This is a genomic window from Lederbergia citrisecunda (assembly GCF_018343695.1).
GTDB classification, from domain to species: Bacteria; Bacillota; Bacilli; order Bacillales; family Bacillaceae_C; genus Lederbergia; species Lederbergia citrisecunda.
This window is the reverse complement of record NZ_JAGYPJ010000001.1, coordinates 2,137,481-2,151,972: the sequence shown is the minus strand read 5'-3', so window position 1 is coordinate 2,151,972 and position 14,492 is coordinate 2,137,481. Positions and strand designations below refer to the sequence as shown.

General features: G+C 34.6%; 12 protein-coding genes and 1 tRNA gene. 9 read left to right on the top strand and 4 right to left on the bottom strand.

The window, feature by feature from the left end; genetic code table 11:
• The first annotated feature begins 537 nt into the window (after positions 1–537).
• The 3 genes from KHA93_RS10805 (at position 538) to KHA93_RS10795 (ending at position 2,800) form a co-directional block, all read left to right on the top strand.
• Positions 538–1,065, top strand: coding sequence for a sigma-70 family RNA polymerase sigma factor (locus KHA93_RS10805; RefSeq protein ID WP_213110731.1), 528 nt, complete (start codon positions 538–540; stop codon positions 1,063–1,065).
• Complete coding sequence (locus KHA93_RS10800; protein WP_213110730.1) at positions 1,058–1,804, top strand: hypothetical protein; 747 nt, start codon at positions 1,058–1,060, stop codon at positions 1,802–1,804. The genes KHA93_RS10805 and KHA93_RS10800 overlap by 8 nt, the downstream gene beginning before the upstream one ends.
• A 480-nt stretch (positions 1,805–2,284) precedes the next feature.
• Complete coding sequence (locus KHA93_RS10795) at positions 2,285–2,800, top strand: NUDIX hydrolase (RefSeq protein ID WP_213110729.1); 516 nt, start codon at positions 2,285–2,287, stop codon at positions 2,798–2,800.
• Positions 2,801–2,994: 194 nt separating this feature from the next.
• Here KHA93_RS10795 and KHA93_RS10790 read toward each other — a convergent pair.
• Positions 2,995–3,067, bottom strand: a tRNA-Ala gene (locus KHA93_RS10790).
• 74 nt (positions 3,068–3,141) lie between these two features.
• Positions 3,142–3,834, bottom strand: a complete 693-nt coding sequence (locus KHA93_RS10785; RefSeq protein WP_213110728.1) for an MgtC/SapB family protein — start codon at positions 3,832–3,834, stop codon at positions 3,142–3,144.
• A gap of 134 nt (positions 3,835–3,968) precedes the next feature.
• Here KHA93_RS10785 and KHA93_RS10780 point away from each other — a divergent pair, with 134 nt between their 5' ends.
• On the top strand, positions 3,969–4,871 hold the full coding sequence (locus KHA93_RS10780) for a DMT family transporter (RefSeq protein WP_213110727.1): 903 nt from the start codon (positions 3,969–3,971) through the stop codon (positions 4,869–4,871).
• 134 nt (positions 4,872–5,005) lie between these two features.
• Here KHA93_RS10780 and KHA93_RS10775 read toward each other — a convergent pair whose 3' ends face one another.
• On the bottom strand, positions 5,006–5,182 hold the full coding sequence (locus KHA93_RS10775) for a hypothetical protein (protein WP_213110726.1): 177 nt from the start codon (positions 5,180–5,182) through the stop codon (positions 5,006–5,008).
• A gap of 198 nt (positions 5,183–5,380) precedes the next feature.
• Positions 5,381–6,382 carry a LacI family DNA-binding transcriptional regulator gene (locus KHA93_RS10770; protein WP_213110725.1) on the bottom strand — a complete coding sequence of 334 codons (1,002 nt, stop codon included), beginning with the start codon at positions 6,380–6,382 and terminating at the stop codon, positions 5,381–5,383.
• Between the two features lie 343 nt (positions 6,383–6,725).
• Here KHA93_RS10770 and KHA93_RS10765 point away from each other — a divergent pair, with 343 nt between their 5' ends.
• From KHA93_RS10765 to KHA93_RS10745, 5 genes are all read left to right on the top strand, one after another.
• On the top strand, positions 6,726–8,216 hold the full coding sequence (locus KHA93_RS10765; protein WP_213110724.1) for a tagaturonate epimerase family protein: 1,491 nt from the start codon (positions 6,726–6,728) through the stop codon (positions 8,214–8,216).
• 143 nt (positions 8,217–8,359) lie between these two features.
• A complete protein-coding gene (gene uxaC / locus KHA93_RS10760; protein ID WP_213110723.1) occupies positions 8,360–9,763 on the top strand; it encodes a glucuronate isomerase in 1,404 nt (467 codons plus the stop codon).
• A gap of 129 nt (positions 9,764–9,892) precedes the next feature.
• Positions 9,893–11,164, top strand: coding sequence for a nickel pincer cofactor-dependent isomerase, group 22 (locus KHA93_RS10755; protein WP_213110722.1), 1,272 nt, complete (start codon positions 9,893–9,895; stop codon positions 11,162–11,164).
• Positions 11,165–11,191: 27 nt separating this feature from the next.
• Positions 11,192–11,962 carry an SDR family oxidoreductase gene (locus KHA93_RS10750; RefSeq protein WP_213110721.1) on the top strand — a complete coding sequence of 257 codons (771 nt, stop codon included), beginning with the start codon at positions 11,192–11,194 and terminating at the stop codon, positions 11,960–11,962.
• A 415-nt stretch (positions 11,963–12,377) separates the two neighbouring features.
• On the top strand, positions 12,378–13,028 hold the full coding sequence (locus KHA93_RS10745) for a bifunctional 4-hydroxy-2-oxoglutarate aldolase/2-dehydro-3-deoxy-phosphogluconate aldolase (RefSeq protein ID WP_213110720.1): 651 nt from the start codon (positions 12,378–12,380) through the stop codon (positions 13,026–13,028).
• Positions 13,029–14,492 lie beyond the last annotated feature (1,464 nt).

The following is a 14,492-nucleotide window of genomic DNA, read 5'->3' as shown; positions in this document are numbered from 1 at the left end:
TGGGTAGGGAAGTTCAAAACAGTAAATCAAATGGTAAACAAAGTGTAGCATATAATTAGGGAATGTCCCAACTTTTTTTCAGAGAGAAGGAGCTATTCCCTTTCGTAACTTATTAGGATTTTTCCAAGGAATAAATCTACATAATCTTGCCTTATTAAATAACAATGGCTCTTCTTAAATATCCGTCCGTCAAAAATGGAATTCTTTTTGATATTGACCTAACGGATGTTAGTTTAAAGGGATAAAGTAATTCAACTATCTGTTTCTAAAGATTCTATCGCTTCATCTCGCGTATTACTTATTAAATATTTTTCACCATTGAAAAATATGAAAAATAACTACACAAGAAAATAATAGATACTTCCTCATAACATCTCCTCCTACTCATTTCTTTATCTAAGACAACTTTTTTCTTTCTTTAAGAATCCTATACCCCCAAAACCTGGTTAAATTTATCTCACAAATTTAATAAAATTAGAAATATATGGAACCTTTTACAAGTATTGAAGTCTAATGGTCAGAAAGGGGGAGAGTGAATTGGAATCGGATGTACTTTTAGCGCAAAAAGGAGATAAAAATGCGTTTACTCGTTTGATTGAAGAATGCCAACTTACCTTGTACCGTGTTTCAAAAGGAATCTTAAGAGATGACACGGATTGTGCAGATGCCATCCAAGAAACAATTCTCAAGAGTTATCATTCTATTACTAATCTAAAACAGCCTAAGTATTTTAAAACGTGGCTTACTAGAATACTAATCAATGAATGTAATGATATATTAAGAAAACGAAAAAAAACTATTTTGTTAGAATCAGTTGACGATCTTGGATATAGTGAAGAAAATACAGAAGAATTTATCGACCTTAAGGAAGCGCTATCTAAGCTGGAATACAAACACCGTTCTGTACTTATCCTTTTTTACTATGAAGACTTTTCAATTAAAGAAATTGCACAAATACTAAAAGTAAGGGAAGGAACCGTCAAATCAAGATTAAACCGTGCCCGTAATAGACTCTTATCTATACTTAATCTATATAAGGACGAAAGGGGTGTGGAAAATGAATAGTAACAAAATTGATTATGATTTGAAAAAGCAATTTCAAAAGGAACAAATTGAAATACCGCAATCAGTAAGACAAATAATGCTTAATACACTTGAAAACTTACCAGAAAGACAAAAAGCGAAACCACATTTTTCTTTTTCCACATTTAAATATGTTGCAGGCAGTATCGTCTGTTTGATGCTTGCATTTATAACGATTTTTCATTTTATTTCTAGTCAGAATCAATCGGGTCACCATTATGTAATTCCAGAAGATATGACAACTGTTCAAAATTCATCAGAAACATTCACTACTGTTATGCCTAAGTCATGGGAAACAATTAATCTTGGTTATGATCCAAAACTTGTAGTAACTATGACACCACAAGATCAAAGTGTATCACTTATGGTTTCAGATGGGGTTTATTATATAATGACTGGCGAAGGAGAAGAGAATATAAGGAACATTTTAATGGAGAATTTTGAAACAAGTAATTCTTATCAGGATTTTGTCGATAAAATGGTTGGACATCGATCCCAAAAAGGCACCCAATCAATTGAGGAAATTGATAAAGTTAACAATATCCCCATTTTTATGAACAAAATAGATGACTATATTATGTTAATGGCATATCCAGTCGTCGATCAAAAACCATTCTGCATTGCCATACAAAGCTACGAGGTTAATACTCTGGAAAAGCTAAAAGCGGAAGGATACTATGAGTATTTTAAACAGGCAATTCAGCTAACGCATCCCAATTAATGATTTATACAACATTGAAATTACGACAAGATGTATGATGTCTACCTAATATTAAGGAAAGGATTGGGTGTGACATTAAGTTCAGTCAAATAATGAGGGTGTTTTTTGAGACTAAGTTAAACAAAAAAAGTTCTTTTGATGTTAAAGGTTTTAAATTAGAGAATTGTAATATACATGAAAATGGAAAATAGTTCCTTTAATCTAAAAAGAATACGTATAACTTTTAATTAAAGGGATTACATTGAGAATCCCTTTTTTCTTATGGTATTTTTAAATGATAATTTTTTAAAAAGGATTGTATAACCCCCATAAAAGTTATCTTTAAAAATGGTATGTGCTTAATATTAGATTGTGATTATTGTACTTAAATTGAACTGGTGAGCTTGTTCAATTATAGTAGTCGTTTTTCCACTAACGAGATTTTGGTTAAAGAAGGATTTGACCGGAGGTTGGCGAATCCGATATATGAGGTGATACTAAATGGAATATGAACCACCAAAACAGACTATTTCAGTTTCTGCCTTAGTAATGAACGCTAAAGAAGAGGTTTTACTAATAAGGACCCATTGGCGTTCAGACACTTGGGAAATGCCAGGGGGAAATGTTGAAGTTGGAGAACCTTTAGACAAGGCAGTTTGTAGAGAATTTTTCGAAGAGACGGGAATAGTAATTCGTCCTATAGGTATAACTGGTGTCTATTTTAATACTACCAAGCAAGTTCTATCCGTTGTTTTTAAAGCTGAATATGTTAGTGGGGAAATAAGAATTCAACCAGAAGAAATAAAAGAAGCTAAATATATTAGATTAAACGAATCTAATATTGATCAATACATAACTCGCCCACAACAAAAATCTCGAACGCTAGATGCGATGAAATCACAGTGTTTTATTCCATATGAAACTTGGGAAGTAAATCCAGATTACAACTTATTGACTAGGCTACACAACGAAAAATCTATTGAAATGAACTGTATGCCGCCTAAAACCAATCCTTAAAGCAACGACATCAAGATTAGCAGTATGAGATTGTTTTGGGAATAGGAATACTATGTGTAAGGTGACGATTGACCTTTTAATGGAAAGGCTTTTTCAATTTCAACCGCAGCACGACGTGCAACTTCTTGATAGGAGTATAAAACAAAAAAACTTGCAATCCCTTATTTATAAAGGTTTTGCAAGTTTTTTACGTATGGAGAATAGCGGGTTCGAACCGCTGACCTCTTCGCTGCCAGCGAAGCGCTCTCCCAGCTGAGCTAATCCCCCGACTTTATAAACTACATATCTTATTATAGTAACTTTTGCGAAAAGTGCAAGGGGATTTTTCTGGCTTACATATATTAACTTATAATTTCACTACTTTGTACGTCTTCAATTTTAGATATTGCATAATAAATGTTTGTAATAGAGCGATTGACATTGACTCTCGTTTTGAGTTCAAGAAGATAACTGGAATTTTCTTTAAGATCTTTGATTCTAGTGTGAGAGATTGTTATTTTATCTTCTTGCAATTTTTCTATCACTCTCTCTAAGCTCTCTTGTTTACTTACTGTAATTTTAATGATTATGTCTCTTTTTAATAATCGTTTTGGACCAATTTTTATTAATGTATAAGGAATAAATTCGACACTAATAATTAATAATATTACACCTGCAACGGCTTCGATATAAAAACCAGCTCCAACGGTAATCCCAATGCCGGCGGCTCCCCATATCATCGCTGCCGTTGTTAGTCCTGATATGTGGTCGTTTCCTCTACGTAATATAACGCCCGCCCCAAGAAAACCAATTCCTGATACAATTTGTGCGGCTAAGCGGAGCGGATCCATTTGAATTCGGACTTGATCGTTCCCAGGAAAAATATAAGCTGACTCAATGGATACAATGGTTAATAGACAGCTGATAATTGAAATTACTAAACTTGTTTTAAGTCCAAGTGGTTTTCTTTTTAATTCTCGTTCTAAACCAATAATTAAACCTAATAAGGCGGAAATACCTAGCTTCAGCAGTAATTCTAAATCTAAATAATCCAAAATTCAAAACTCCTCCCCTCTAACAAAGTACTTATGTATGGATTATAACTTATCATAAAGATAAAATATGTACATATAAGCTTGTCGTAAAACATAACGAAAGTAACCTAGAAACCTATATTAAGGAGAGACAGATGGATACACCAAAAATAAACCCTTATTTTGCGTTAATTGTGGGAGTATTGTCGGTATCGACTTCCGCTATATTTGTAAAATTATCTTCTGCTGACGCAGCAGTTATTGCCTTTTATCGTTTATTTTTCAGCGTACTAATTATGATACCGTTTTTCTTCCCTAAATACATAAAAGAACTTTTCTTAATGAACAAAAAGGAATGGAGTTTTTCCATTATTGCAGGAATTTTTTTAGCTTTCCACTTTATTTTATGGTTTGAATCTCTTAATTACACAACCGTTGCGAGTTCGACTGTGTTGGTTACGCTTCAGCCATTATTCGCTTTTGTAGGAACGTTTTTATTATTCAATGAGAAGTTTTCAGCAAAAGCCATTCTCTGTGCAATTATCGCCATTATCGGAAGCGTCATTATTAGCTGGGGAGACTTTAAAATTAGTGGTTCCGCATTATATGGTGATTTTTTAGCATTAGTCGCATGTGCATTCATAACTGCTTATTTACTTTTTGGACAAGAGGTAAGAAAGCGTATATCTCTTATCGCATATACATTTACCGTTTATTTAATCAGTTCTATTGTATTGTTTATATACGTACTGTTCTCCGGATCTACATTGTATCCTTATCCGCCTTCGGATTGGATATATTTTGTATTACTTGCTTTAATTCCTACATTATTAGGACATACCCTCTTTAACTGGTCTATTAAATGGTTAAGTACATCTACCATTTCGATGGCGATCTTATTTGAGCCTGTAGGTGCAGCAATTTTGGCGTTTTATATATTGAACGAGACAATACTTTGGACCCAAATAATAGGTGGTTTGATCATTATCGTAAGTGTCACTTTATTCCTTGTTCAAGAGAAAAAACCTAAGGTAATCCAGAGTATAGAGAGCAGTTAGAAGAAGAAAGAAAAAAGAAGAACCGTGCATCTATATACACGGATTGATCAAATAGAAGAATGGGTTAATAAGTTATGTAAATAAGGCTTTGTTTAACCTTATTGTTGAATAAACATTCGAGGTTTTACAAAGCCTTAAATAAACAAGTATGTAAGCCCGGAAAATACAAAGGCCATTATCGATGAAAAAATAAAGGTTCCACCGTAAACTCGTTCTTCGGAATTCGAAATCCTTAATGCTTCAATGTAGGAATATGAAAATAAATATACCGTCATACATAAAGCGATAATTAGTGCAATTTTTGTTAGCATTTTGAATTTCACCTTCTTAAAAATGGTTTTGATACAATATATGAGATTGCTTTTAGAAACATGAATTAGATTTTATTATGCAAAATACAATATAAGAGGGTTTATCCTGCTCAATAACATTTGCAAAAAAACAAATTTGCTTAGCTGACAAAGAGTCTCATATAGAACATATTTTTAATACAAGGCTTTCATTCTAGTTTAATCGGCAATTTTATTTATTCGTCCACAAGACTGACGGATATTTATTTTCGGAATCATTTTACGCACATTAGGATTAAGAGTTTTGTTTTCGATTAGCTCAATCATTGACTGAACAATTTCCGCTGCTAACTGATTGACCGGGACTCCTATACTTGTTAAAGGGATTTCCATATTCGCCATTTGAGGGATGTTATCATAACTAATGATTGAAATATCGTCTGGAATCTGCAACTTTTTTTCTTTAATACCGCGAATGATTCCACCACTAATATCATAACTTCCTCCAACAATAGCGGTAGGTCGATTGGAGCCTTCCAATAGCTTATTTACAGAGTGATAGCCATCATACCAATCGAGGCCATTCGTATCTACTAAGAAATGGGTATCTATTGACAAGTCATAGTTGTCCATCGCTTTTTTAAAACCATTTAATTTTTCCATTTGCATCCGATCTGTTTTCGAAAAATCACCGATATAAGCAATTTTTGTGTGCCCTAATTCGCAATGTAAATACGTAATAGCTTCTAACATTGCTTGTTTATGGTTGGCATCGACGATTGGAGAATGATGAGATTCTTTCTCTGCAACACCGTATATAAGTATAGGAATATTGTTCGGTTCGATAGAAATGTCGATATGATCGTCAAACAAAATGACCCCATCTACTTGGAAGCTTTTAAATGTTTCGAGTGAATTTGGGATCGACTCTACGGAAAGAATCATGGAGTAAGGTGTTTTTCTAATTTCATTGCTAATATTGGTAACTAAAGTTGAGAGAACCACTCTTTCAATAGTCGGCCAAATCAAACCAATAATTTTTGTTTGTTTGGAAACGAGTCTTTGCGCAGCAAAATTTGGTTCATATCCCATTTCTTTTGCTAATTTAAGGATGTGATTTTTTGTTGTAGGTTTGACTAAAGGACTGTTATTTAGTGCTTTAGAAACAGTAGAGTAACTAACTCCTGCTATTTTTGCTATATCTTTAATTGTTACACCCATAATTTTCACCTATTGTTATTATTTTAAAAAATGCATGTATTATTTACTGTATCACAGAATAACAACGTTTTCATTATTTGGTTAATCGTTTGCGGCAGTGCCAAAAAAGTATAAATCATCAAGCCAAAGAGGCTTAGAATTAGAGTATTAAATCCTTAAATTTTTCATAAGGTTTAGATAACTGGGATTTGAATAGTAAAATCACGTTGTGTTAATAGCTTTATTGGTCTATCATTAAAATAACAACGTTGTTATTTCGAGATGTGATATTTGGTAGCGTTATCATTTCGAGCTAAACTACTAGAAATGATAGGACATTACAATAATGTAAAGGATGATAGGAATGGAAGGATTATTGTCAGTTATTGAAGAATTATATCAAGGAAAAATAACAGCGAGTAATACTAGAGTAAAAGTCTATAAAAAATCATTTAAGGAACACGAACAAGCTAGATTAATAATGGTAAAAACAAATGGTATCAGATACATCCTAGTTGTTGGTAAAGGTTCTCTTTTCGATGATTTACAAGGGGAGAATATTGGAAAGGGCAAGGCTTGTCCATTGAGCCATGAAAATCGTCTAGTACTAAATCGTTATTTTGACTATACTGTCCCTCGTGCTTTCGGTACTAAGATTGCAACAATGGGATTGGGAGATCGTTTAGGATTAGCATCTCCTGGTCATATTGAAGCAATTAAAGGTCGTCTTGTAAAACCGATTCTTGCACAACAAAGTATACGCGAATTAACTTTAACGAACCGTACAATGAATGATATGCTTGATGCAGCGGCGTTTGCGGTTTTCCAAGAGGGATATGAAGGTGGATATGGTGCAGATGGTGATCATATTAAGCAAGAAAGTGATATTCAAATGGCTCTTGAGCTTGGAATCTCAATGTTGACATTAGACTGCTCAGATTATATTCCAACTGGGATTGGTGCTAAGTCTTTAGAAGAAGTGCGAAGTGAGTTTGAAAAGTATCCAAAAGATGTTCAAGATTATTATAATGAAAGGTATTTACATCAAACATTTGATGTAAACGGAGTAGCGATTTCATTTGATGAAGAAACATTGATAAAATATGTTTTAGAGTATGACGAAGCTCTTAAATATATGGTTCATGTTTATAATGAGTATATTAGCAAGCTGGATCGCGACTTTGACTTTGAAATTTCTATTGATGAAACAGAAACGATTACATCTCCAATGGCACATTTTTTCGTTGCGAATGAATTAACATCCAAAGGAGTAAAGGTGATCAGTCTTGCTCCAAGATTTTGCGGAGAATTCCAAAAAGGAATCGATTATATTGGAGATGTTGAACAATTCGAACGTGAATTAAGTGAGCATGCCTTGATTGCAGAGTATTTTGGATATAAGCTCAGTATCCATTCAGGCAGTGATAAATTTAGAGTTTTCCCAATTATCGCAAAGCATACAAAAGGTATCGTCCATGTAAAGACAGCTGGTACAAACTGGCTTGAAGCCGTCAGGGTTATTGCAAAAACAAATCCTTATTTATATAGAAGGTTGCATACGTTTGCATTGAGAAATTTGGAAGAGGCATTGAAATACTATCATATTACTCCTGATCTGGATTCAATTGCACCACTTGATTCAGTGACAGATGAAAATCTTGCAGACTATATGAATAATGATGCTGCGCGTCAAGTTCTTCATGTTACATATGGAATAATTTTAACTGCAAAAGATGATAACGGAGAGCCATTGTTTAAAGAAGAATTCTATAAAACGCTTGATGAGTATGAAGATGAATATATAGAATCATTAGTTCATCATATTGGGAACCATGTGGATACGTTGGGACTTTAAAGAATGAACCGAATACAAATATTGTCGTGGATTGTACTGGGAGTATGCGCGAAGTTTACCTGATAATTTACAAGCAGTGCATTCAAATGTTACAGTCCGTAAACAATGAACACTCCTCTATATGAAAGGATGGCGAATGATTTATGAAAACTTTTATAACAGATGATTTTCTACTATATAATGAAACGGCAAAGGAACTCTTCCATAACACGGCAAAAGATTTGCCAATCATTGATTATCATAATCATTTAAAACAAGAAGAGATTTTAGAAGATAAAAATTTTAATAATATTGCTGATATTTGGCTTGGTGGAGATCATTATAAATGGCGTGCCATGCGTGCAAATGGGATTCATGAGGATTATATTACAGGAAATAAAAGCGGTTACGAAAAGTTCTTAAAATGGGCTGAAACGGTTCCCAATTCATTAGGTAACCCTTTATACCATTGGACTCATTTAGAATTAATAAGATATTTTGAGATCGATGAAGTATTAAATGAAAAATCTGCTCCAGCTATATGGGAAGAGGCGAATAGAAAACTATCGGCTCCAGCGCTATCTGTACGTTCCATCTTAAAAAAGGATAAAGTTGAATTTGTTGGAACAACAGATGATCCAACTGACAATTTAGAAAGCCACCGAGCATTAAAAGAGGAAGGTTTTGAAGTGACAGTCTCACCTTCATTCCGACCAGATAAAGGCTTATTTATTGAACGAGAAACCTTTTTGCCATGGGTGGAAAGATTAGGGGAAGTAACGAATTCATCCATTGAAAATTATGATGCATTTTTGGATGCATTATCTAAGAGGGTAGATTATTTTGCTGAGCATGGTTGTAAAAGCTCCGATCATGGTATTGATGTAATGTTTTTCAAGGAAGCTTTCAAACAAGAAGTCGATCAAATTTTCAAGAAGCGTTTAAGTGGCGAAGATGTTTCAGAGGAAGAGGCTGAAAAATTTAAGACTTATACATTACTTGCTCTCGGAGAATGGTACGCTGAAAAAGGCTGGGCAATGCAGCTCCATTTAGGTGCACTTCGGAATAATAATAAGCGCATGTTTGCAAAGTTAGGGCCTGACACTGGCTTTGACTCAATTGGTGATCTGTTGATTGCCAATAAATTGGCTAGTTTTCTAGATTCATTAGAGCAAAAAGATAAGTTACCAAAGACAATTCTTTATAGCATAAATGCGAAAGATTATGATGTTCTCGCAGCGATGGCAGGGAACTATCAAAGCTCTGAAGTACCTGGCAAAGTCCAGTTTGGTACAGCATGGTGGTATAATGACACAATTGATGGAATGGAAGACCAAATGAAGACACTCGCTAATATTGGCTTAATTAGTAATTTTATTGGGATGCTTACTGATTCAAGAAGCTTTCTATCGTTTCCAAGACACGAGTATTTCAGAAGAATATTATGTAACTTATTAGGAACTTGGGTCGAAGAAAGCAAAGTACCTAAAGATATGACTCTACTAGAAAAATATGTGCGTAATATATGCTATGAGAATGCAAAACGTTATTTTGGTTTAGAAAAATAAAAACAAGATTAACTGCAGGGGGGCTACTTCATCCTGGATAGCTGAAAAATGTTCCAGTGGAGGGTAGCCCTTATCATTGTTGGTTATTTTTGGTTGGCATAGTTAAAACACATGAGGGAGTGAATAATTTTGGGTATATTAGAAGAATTGCTAAAAGACATTCCGCTTCCAAAAATGGTAAAAGTCCGGCAGAAATTTGACGCAACCAGGATTGATGACTTTGAAGCTGCCTTAAGAGCTGAATTGAATCAAGAAAAAATTAAGTCGAAGGTTAAACCTGGTATGGAAATTGCCATTGCGGTTGGGAGTCGAGGTGTTGATCGAATTGTAGACATGACCGCGATTACAGTAACATTTTTAAAAGAACTAGGTGCAATCCCATTTATCGTCCCAAGTATGGGAAGTCATGGAGGGGCGACGGCAGAGGGCCAAAAAGCAGTATTGGAACATCTGGGAGTAACAGAAGAAACGGTCAATGCCGAAATTCGTTCTTCCATGGAAGTAATCAAACTTGGGGAATTGCCAAATGGTCTTCCAGTTTATATCGATAAGATTGCCTCACAGGCGGACGGTATTGTTGTATTAAACCGAGTTAAACCACATACTGCTTTTCGTGGTCGAGTGGAAAGTGGAATTATGAAGATGATCAGTATTGGGTTAGGAAAACAAAAAGGCGCTGAAGCTTGTCATCAACTTGGCTTTAAATATATGGCTGAGAATGTTCCAGCTATGGCTAAAGTAATTATGGAAAAAAAGCCGATATTATTCGCTGTTGCTTCAGTTGAAAATGCTTTTGATAAAGTAGCAAAAGTGTCAGTACTGACTCCTGATGAAATTGAAGAAGAGGAAATAGAGTTGCAAAAGTTAGCAAAGCAACTGTTGCCAAAACTCTTTTTTGAACAAATTGATGTGCTCGTAATTGATGAAATCGGTAAAAACATCAGTGGAGACGGGATGGATCCGAATATTACGGGCCGATATCCAACTCCATATGCACATGGTGGTCCAGAAGTAAACAAAATGGCGGTCCTCGATATAACAAAAGAGAGCGAAGGCAATGCAAATGGCGTGGGAACCGCAGATTTTACAACACAGCGTCTCGTAGACAAGATGGACAGAGAAGCAACCTATGCAAATGGATTAACCTCAACGGTTGTTTCACCTACTAAAATTGCAACCACTTTGGCAAATGATTGTCTCTGCATAAAAGCGTCCATTAAAACTTGCAATATTTTGGATTTTAGTAAAGTTAAACTCGTTCGGATCAAAAATACACTGGAAATAAGTGAGATAGAAGTTTCGGAAGACCTTCTTGATTATGTTAAACAGCATTCAAATTTAGAGATAATATCTGAATTATATGAAATGGAATTTGATGAGAATGGAAATTTCAGAAAGTGAAGATATTGAATAATTGGAGGTGTAGTGGTGAGCAATCTATTTGATTTGACTGGAAAAGTGGCTGTGGCGGTCGGGGGAAATAGCGTACTTGGCAGCTCCATTGCTAAAGGGCTGGCAGAGCACGGTGCAAAACTTGCCATCGTTGGAAGAAATTTAGAAAAAGCTGAGGCTGTTACTAAAGAAATCATTGAGAATGGCGGAGAAGCGAAATCTTTTTACGGTGATGTTAGTTCTCTAGAATCGATAGAAAGTCTTGCGAAAGAGATTGAAGCATGGTCAGGTGGATGGGATATTTTATTAAATGCACCTGGGAAAAACAGTACCACTCCTTTCTTTGAATTAGAAATGGAAGAGTGGGAAGATATAATGGATGTAAATTTAAAAGGGCTTGTTTTTACAACTCAAATTTTTGCAAAACGTATGGTGGAACAAAACAGAAAAGGAAGTATTATTAATATTTCCTCCGTATCTTCGACAACGCCTTTATCAAAAGTATTCACTTATTCAGCTTCAAAAGCAGGTGTCAATAGTGTTACACAGTTTTTAGCGAGAGAATTTGCGCCTTATGGAATTCGTGTAAATGCCATTATTCCGGGTTTTTTCCCTGCAGAACAAAATCGTAAAATATTGAGTGAAGAACGGATTGCATCCATTATGAACCACACACCGATGAATCGCTTTGGTGTACCAGAGGAACTTCAAGGAGCAGCTATTTATTTAGCATCCGATAAAGCATCAGGTTTTGTTACGGGCACCTTTATTCGTGTAGATGGCGGATTCGGAAGTATGACAATTTAACCTTTATGTTGCTTTGAAGATAGCCATTGATAATTGGTCCATTATTTTGTATGGGTTTTCTTATTTAATCAATCTGTTGATTTCACCACTTGGCCAGAAAGCGTGGGACTAGAGTGTAAGTCAACATACAAATTAGAATAGAATCAGCTAATAATAAATATAACTTTTATAAATGAAAGGCTATGGATGACTCCGTAGCCTTTTTCATATGGTAGTAGAGGCTTTGGAGGTAAAAATGATGTTGTAGTTATTCAAGATCCTTCTATAGTATACTTGAAATCATAAAGAGAAAGAAGGACTAGGGAACATATTCGTGAAAGCGTTAACTCTTGTAAACTAGTTTGTGGTTATATATAATCAATGTGTATACCCAGAGCTAGAATAATAATGTTGACTGAAATTTTGGGGGTGTAATATGAATAAGTATAATGTCATAAGTAACATAATTGAATGTGGTGTCGTCGCAGTTGTAAGAGCAGACTCAAAGGAAGAAGCAATAAAGATTTCCGAAGCATGTGTAAAAGGTGGGATTCGTGGAATTGAAATCACGTTTACTGTGCAAGGAGCTTCAGAAATCATAGAGGAACTCTCTATTTTTTACAAAAATAATAACAACGTTGTTATTGGTGCTGGAACAGTACTTGATGCCATAACTGCTAGAATTGCTATATTGGCAGGTGCTAAATATATTGTAAGCCCAAGCTTTGATTTAGAAACCGCCAAACTTTGTAATTTATATCAAATACCGTATATGCCAGGCTGCATGACGATTACGGAAATGAGAAATGCACTTGAATACGGTGTAGACATTATAAAGCTATTTCCAGGAAATGCTTTTGGTCCAGATTTTGTTAAAGCGGTGAAAGCGCCACTACCACAAGTGAATATTATGCCAACAGGTGGAGTAAGTCTAGAAAACATAGATCAATGGATCAAAAATGGTTGTGTTGCCGTTGGTGTCGGGGGCAATTTAGTTGCACCAGCTAAAACTGGCGATTTTGATTTAATCACGAAATATGCGGAACAATATGTAAGTAAAGTCCAACAAGCTAGAGAGGCATTATAATAAAAAATCGTGACATTTGACGAAATTTTATTTCGTTTTTCTACATATAAGGTGAACGAATACAAAACGCCAATTTTTTTAATACTGGTGCAGAAACATATGTAGGAGTTTGGTTAGCCAACTTTGGTAAGGCGGTTTATATGAAGCCATATCACATTAGATAGTGATAAGGACTTTTCAAAAGAAAGACATGATCAACGGTTTTTATTGAAGGTCATTTCGAATATGAGCATCCCTTTCGCTTTGACAAAGCTTCGCCATTGTTTGTTGATCAGAATCTGTAGATTTTTACTATGAATCGAGACAGTAGAGAGGTATATCGGGTGTCTCTGTCTCGATTGAGTCCGAATCGGGACAGAAGAATGGCAATTCCGATGTTTTAGTCTCGATTGAGTCCGAATCAGGACAAAAGAGTGGTATTTCAGAGGTATAGGTCTTGATCAAGTGTGAATCGTGAGAGAATTAATGTTTATTACGATTTTTTTTATAAGTCTTCATGAATAGATAGAAAATCTCAATTCTTAATAGTTGAGAATAAAGGTGTAAATTCTTGCTCAATCTAAAAAGAATAACTGGTGAATCAACTTTGTTCGTTTACATTATCTTTTTAAGAGAAATGAAAGTGAGGATACAGATGGAATTCATTTTAGTAAAAAGTCACATTATATAGAAGAACTTCGGTTTGAAAAACTACCTGAAGATATTCTAGGAAGGGATTGTCTGCAGTTTAGTTTGCTTTGGCAAAAACGTTTAACGAATTTAGTACGACTACCATCGAACAAACTACAAGCAATTTTCAATCCTGCAAATTTAATCACCATGGATAATATAAAAAACAAGAAGAAGTAAACTACTATTATGACTAATAAATAAAAACATATCTTGTTTTATGTTGCGATGTTTAATCATGACACGAAAAATTTGTGATTATACAATATAATATAGAAGTATAATAAATGTTATTTATATTGTTTCTTAATCTAAATGACGCACAATAATTCATATGTAGTAAGTATCTATTGAAGTTCTTTGCTTATTTACTAATAGCTATAAATCAATCGCACAAAAAAAGAACTAAATTATTTTTAAAAAAGTATTGTGCAAATAAAATATCCGTGTTATATTAATAAACGTCCGAAACAGGACGTTAAACTTAAATCAAAAAAAGTAGTTTTTCACAAAAAAAAAAGTGATTGACTACCAAGCGAAAAAGTGTTATTATTTGAAAGTCGCTAATTTAGTTAAAGCGAGATTTTGATCTTTGAAAACTGAACGAAACAAACGTCAAAAATTATTTTAAACAATGGTTTTAAACCATTGCCAGCTTATGAGCTAATCAACTACTTATATGAGAGTTTGATCCTGGCTCAGGACGAACGCTGGCGGCGTGCCTAATACATGCAAGTCGAGCGAATGGATGGGAGCTTGCTCCCTGAAGTTAGCGGCGGACGGGTGAGTAACACG

Coding starts and splice junctions, on each gene's coding strand:
- KHA93_RS10780 (WP_213110727.1), top strand. CDS start 3,969: ATGGATACACCAAAAATAAACCCTTATTTTGCGTTAATTGTGGGAGTA.
- KHA93_RS10745 (WP_213110720.1), top strand. CDS start 12,378: ATGAATAAGTATAATGTCATAAGTAACATAATTGAATGTGGTGTCGTC.
- KHA93_RS10770 (WP_213110725.1), bottom strand. CDS start 6,382: ATGGGTGTAACAATTAAAGATATAGCAAAAATAGCAGGAGTTAGTTAC.
- KHA93_RS10800 (WP_213110730.1), top strand. CDS start 1,058: ATGAATAGTAACAAAATTGATTATGATTTGAAAAAGCAATTTCAAAAG.
- KHA93_RS10775 (WP_213110726.1), bottom strand. CDS start 5,182: ATGCTAACAAAAATTGCACTAATTATCGCTTTATGTATGACGGTATAT.
- KHA93_RS10765 (WP_213110724.1), top strand. CDS start 6,726: ATGGAAGGATTATTGTCAGTTATTGAAGAATTATATCAAGGAAAAATA.
- KHA93_RS10795 (WP_213110729.1), top strand. CDS start 2,285: ATGGAATATGAACCACCAAAACAGACTATTTCAGTTTCTGCCTTAGTA.
- uxaC (WP_213110723.1), top strand. CDS start 8,360: ATGAAAACTTTTATAACAGATGATTTTCTACTATATAATGAAACGGCA.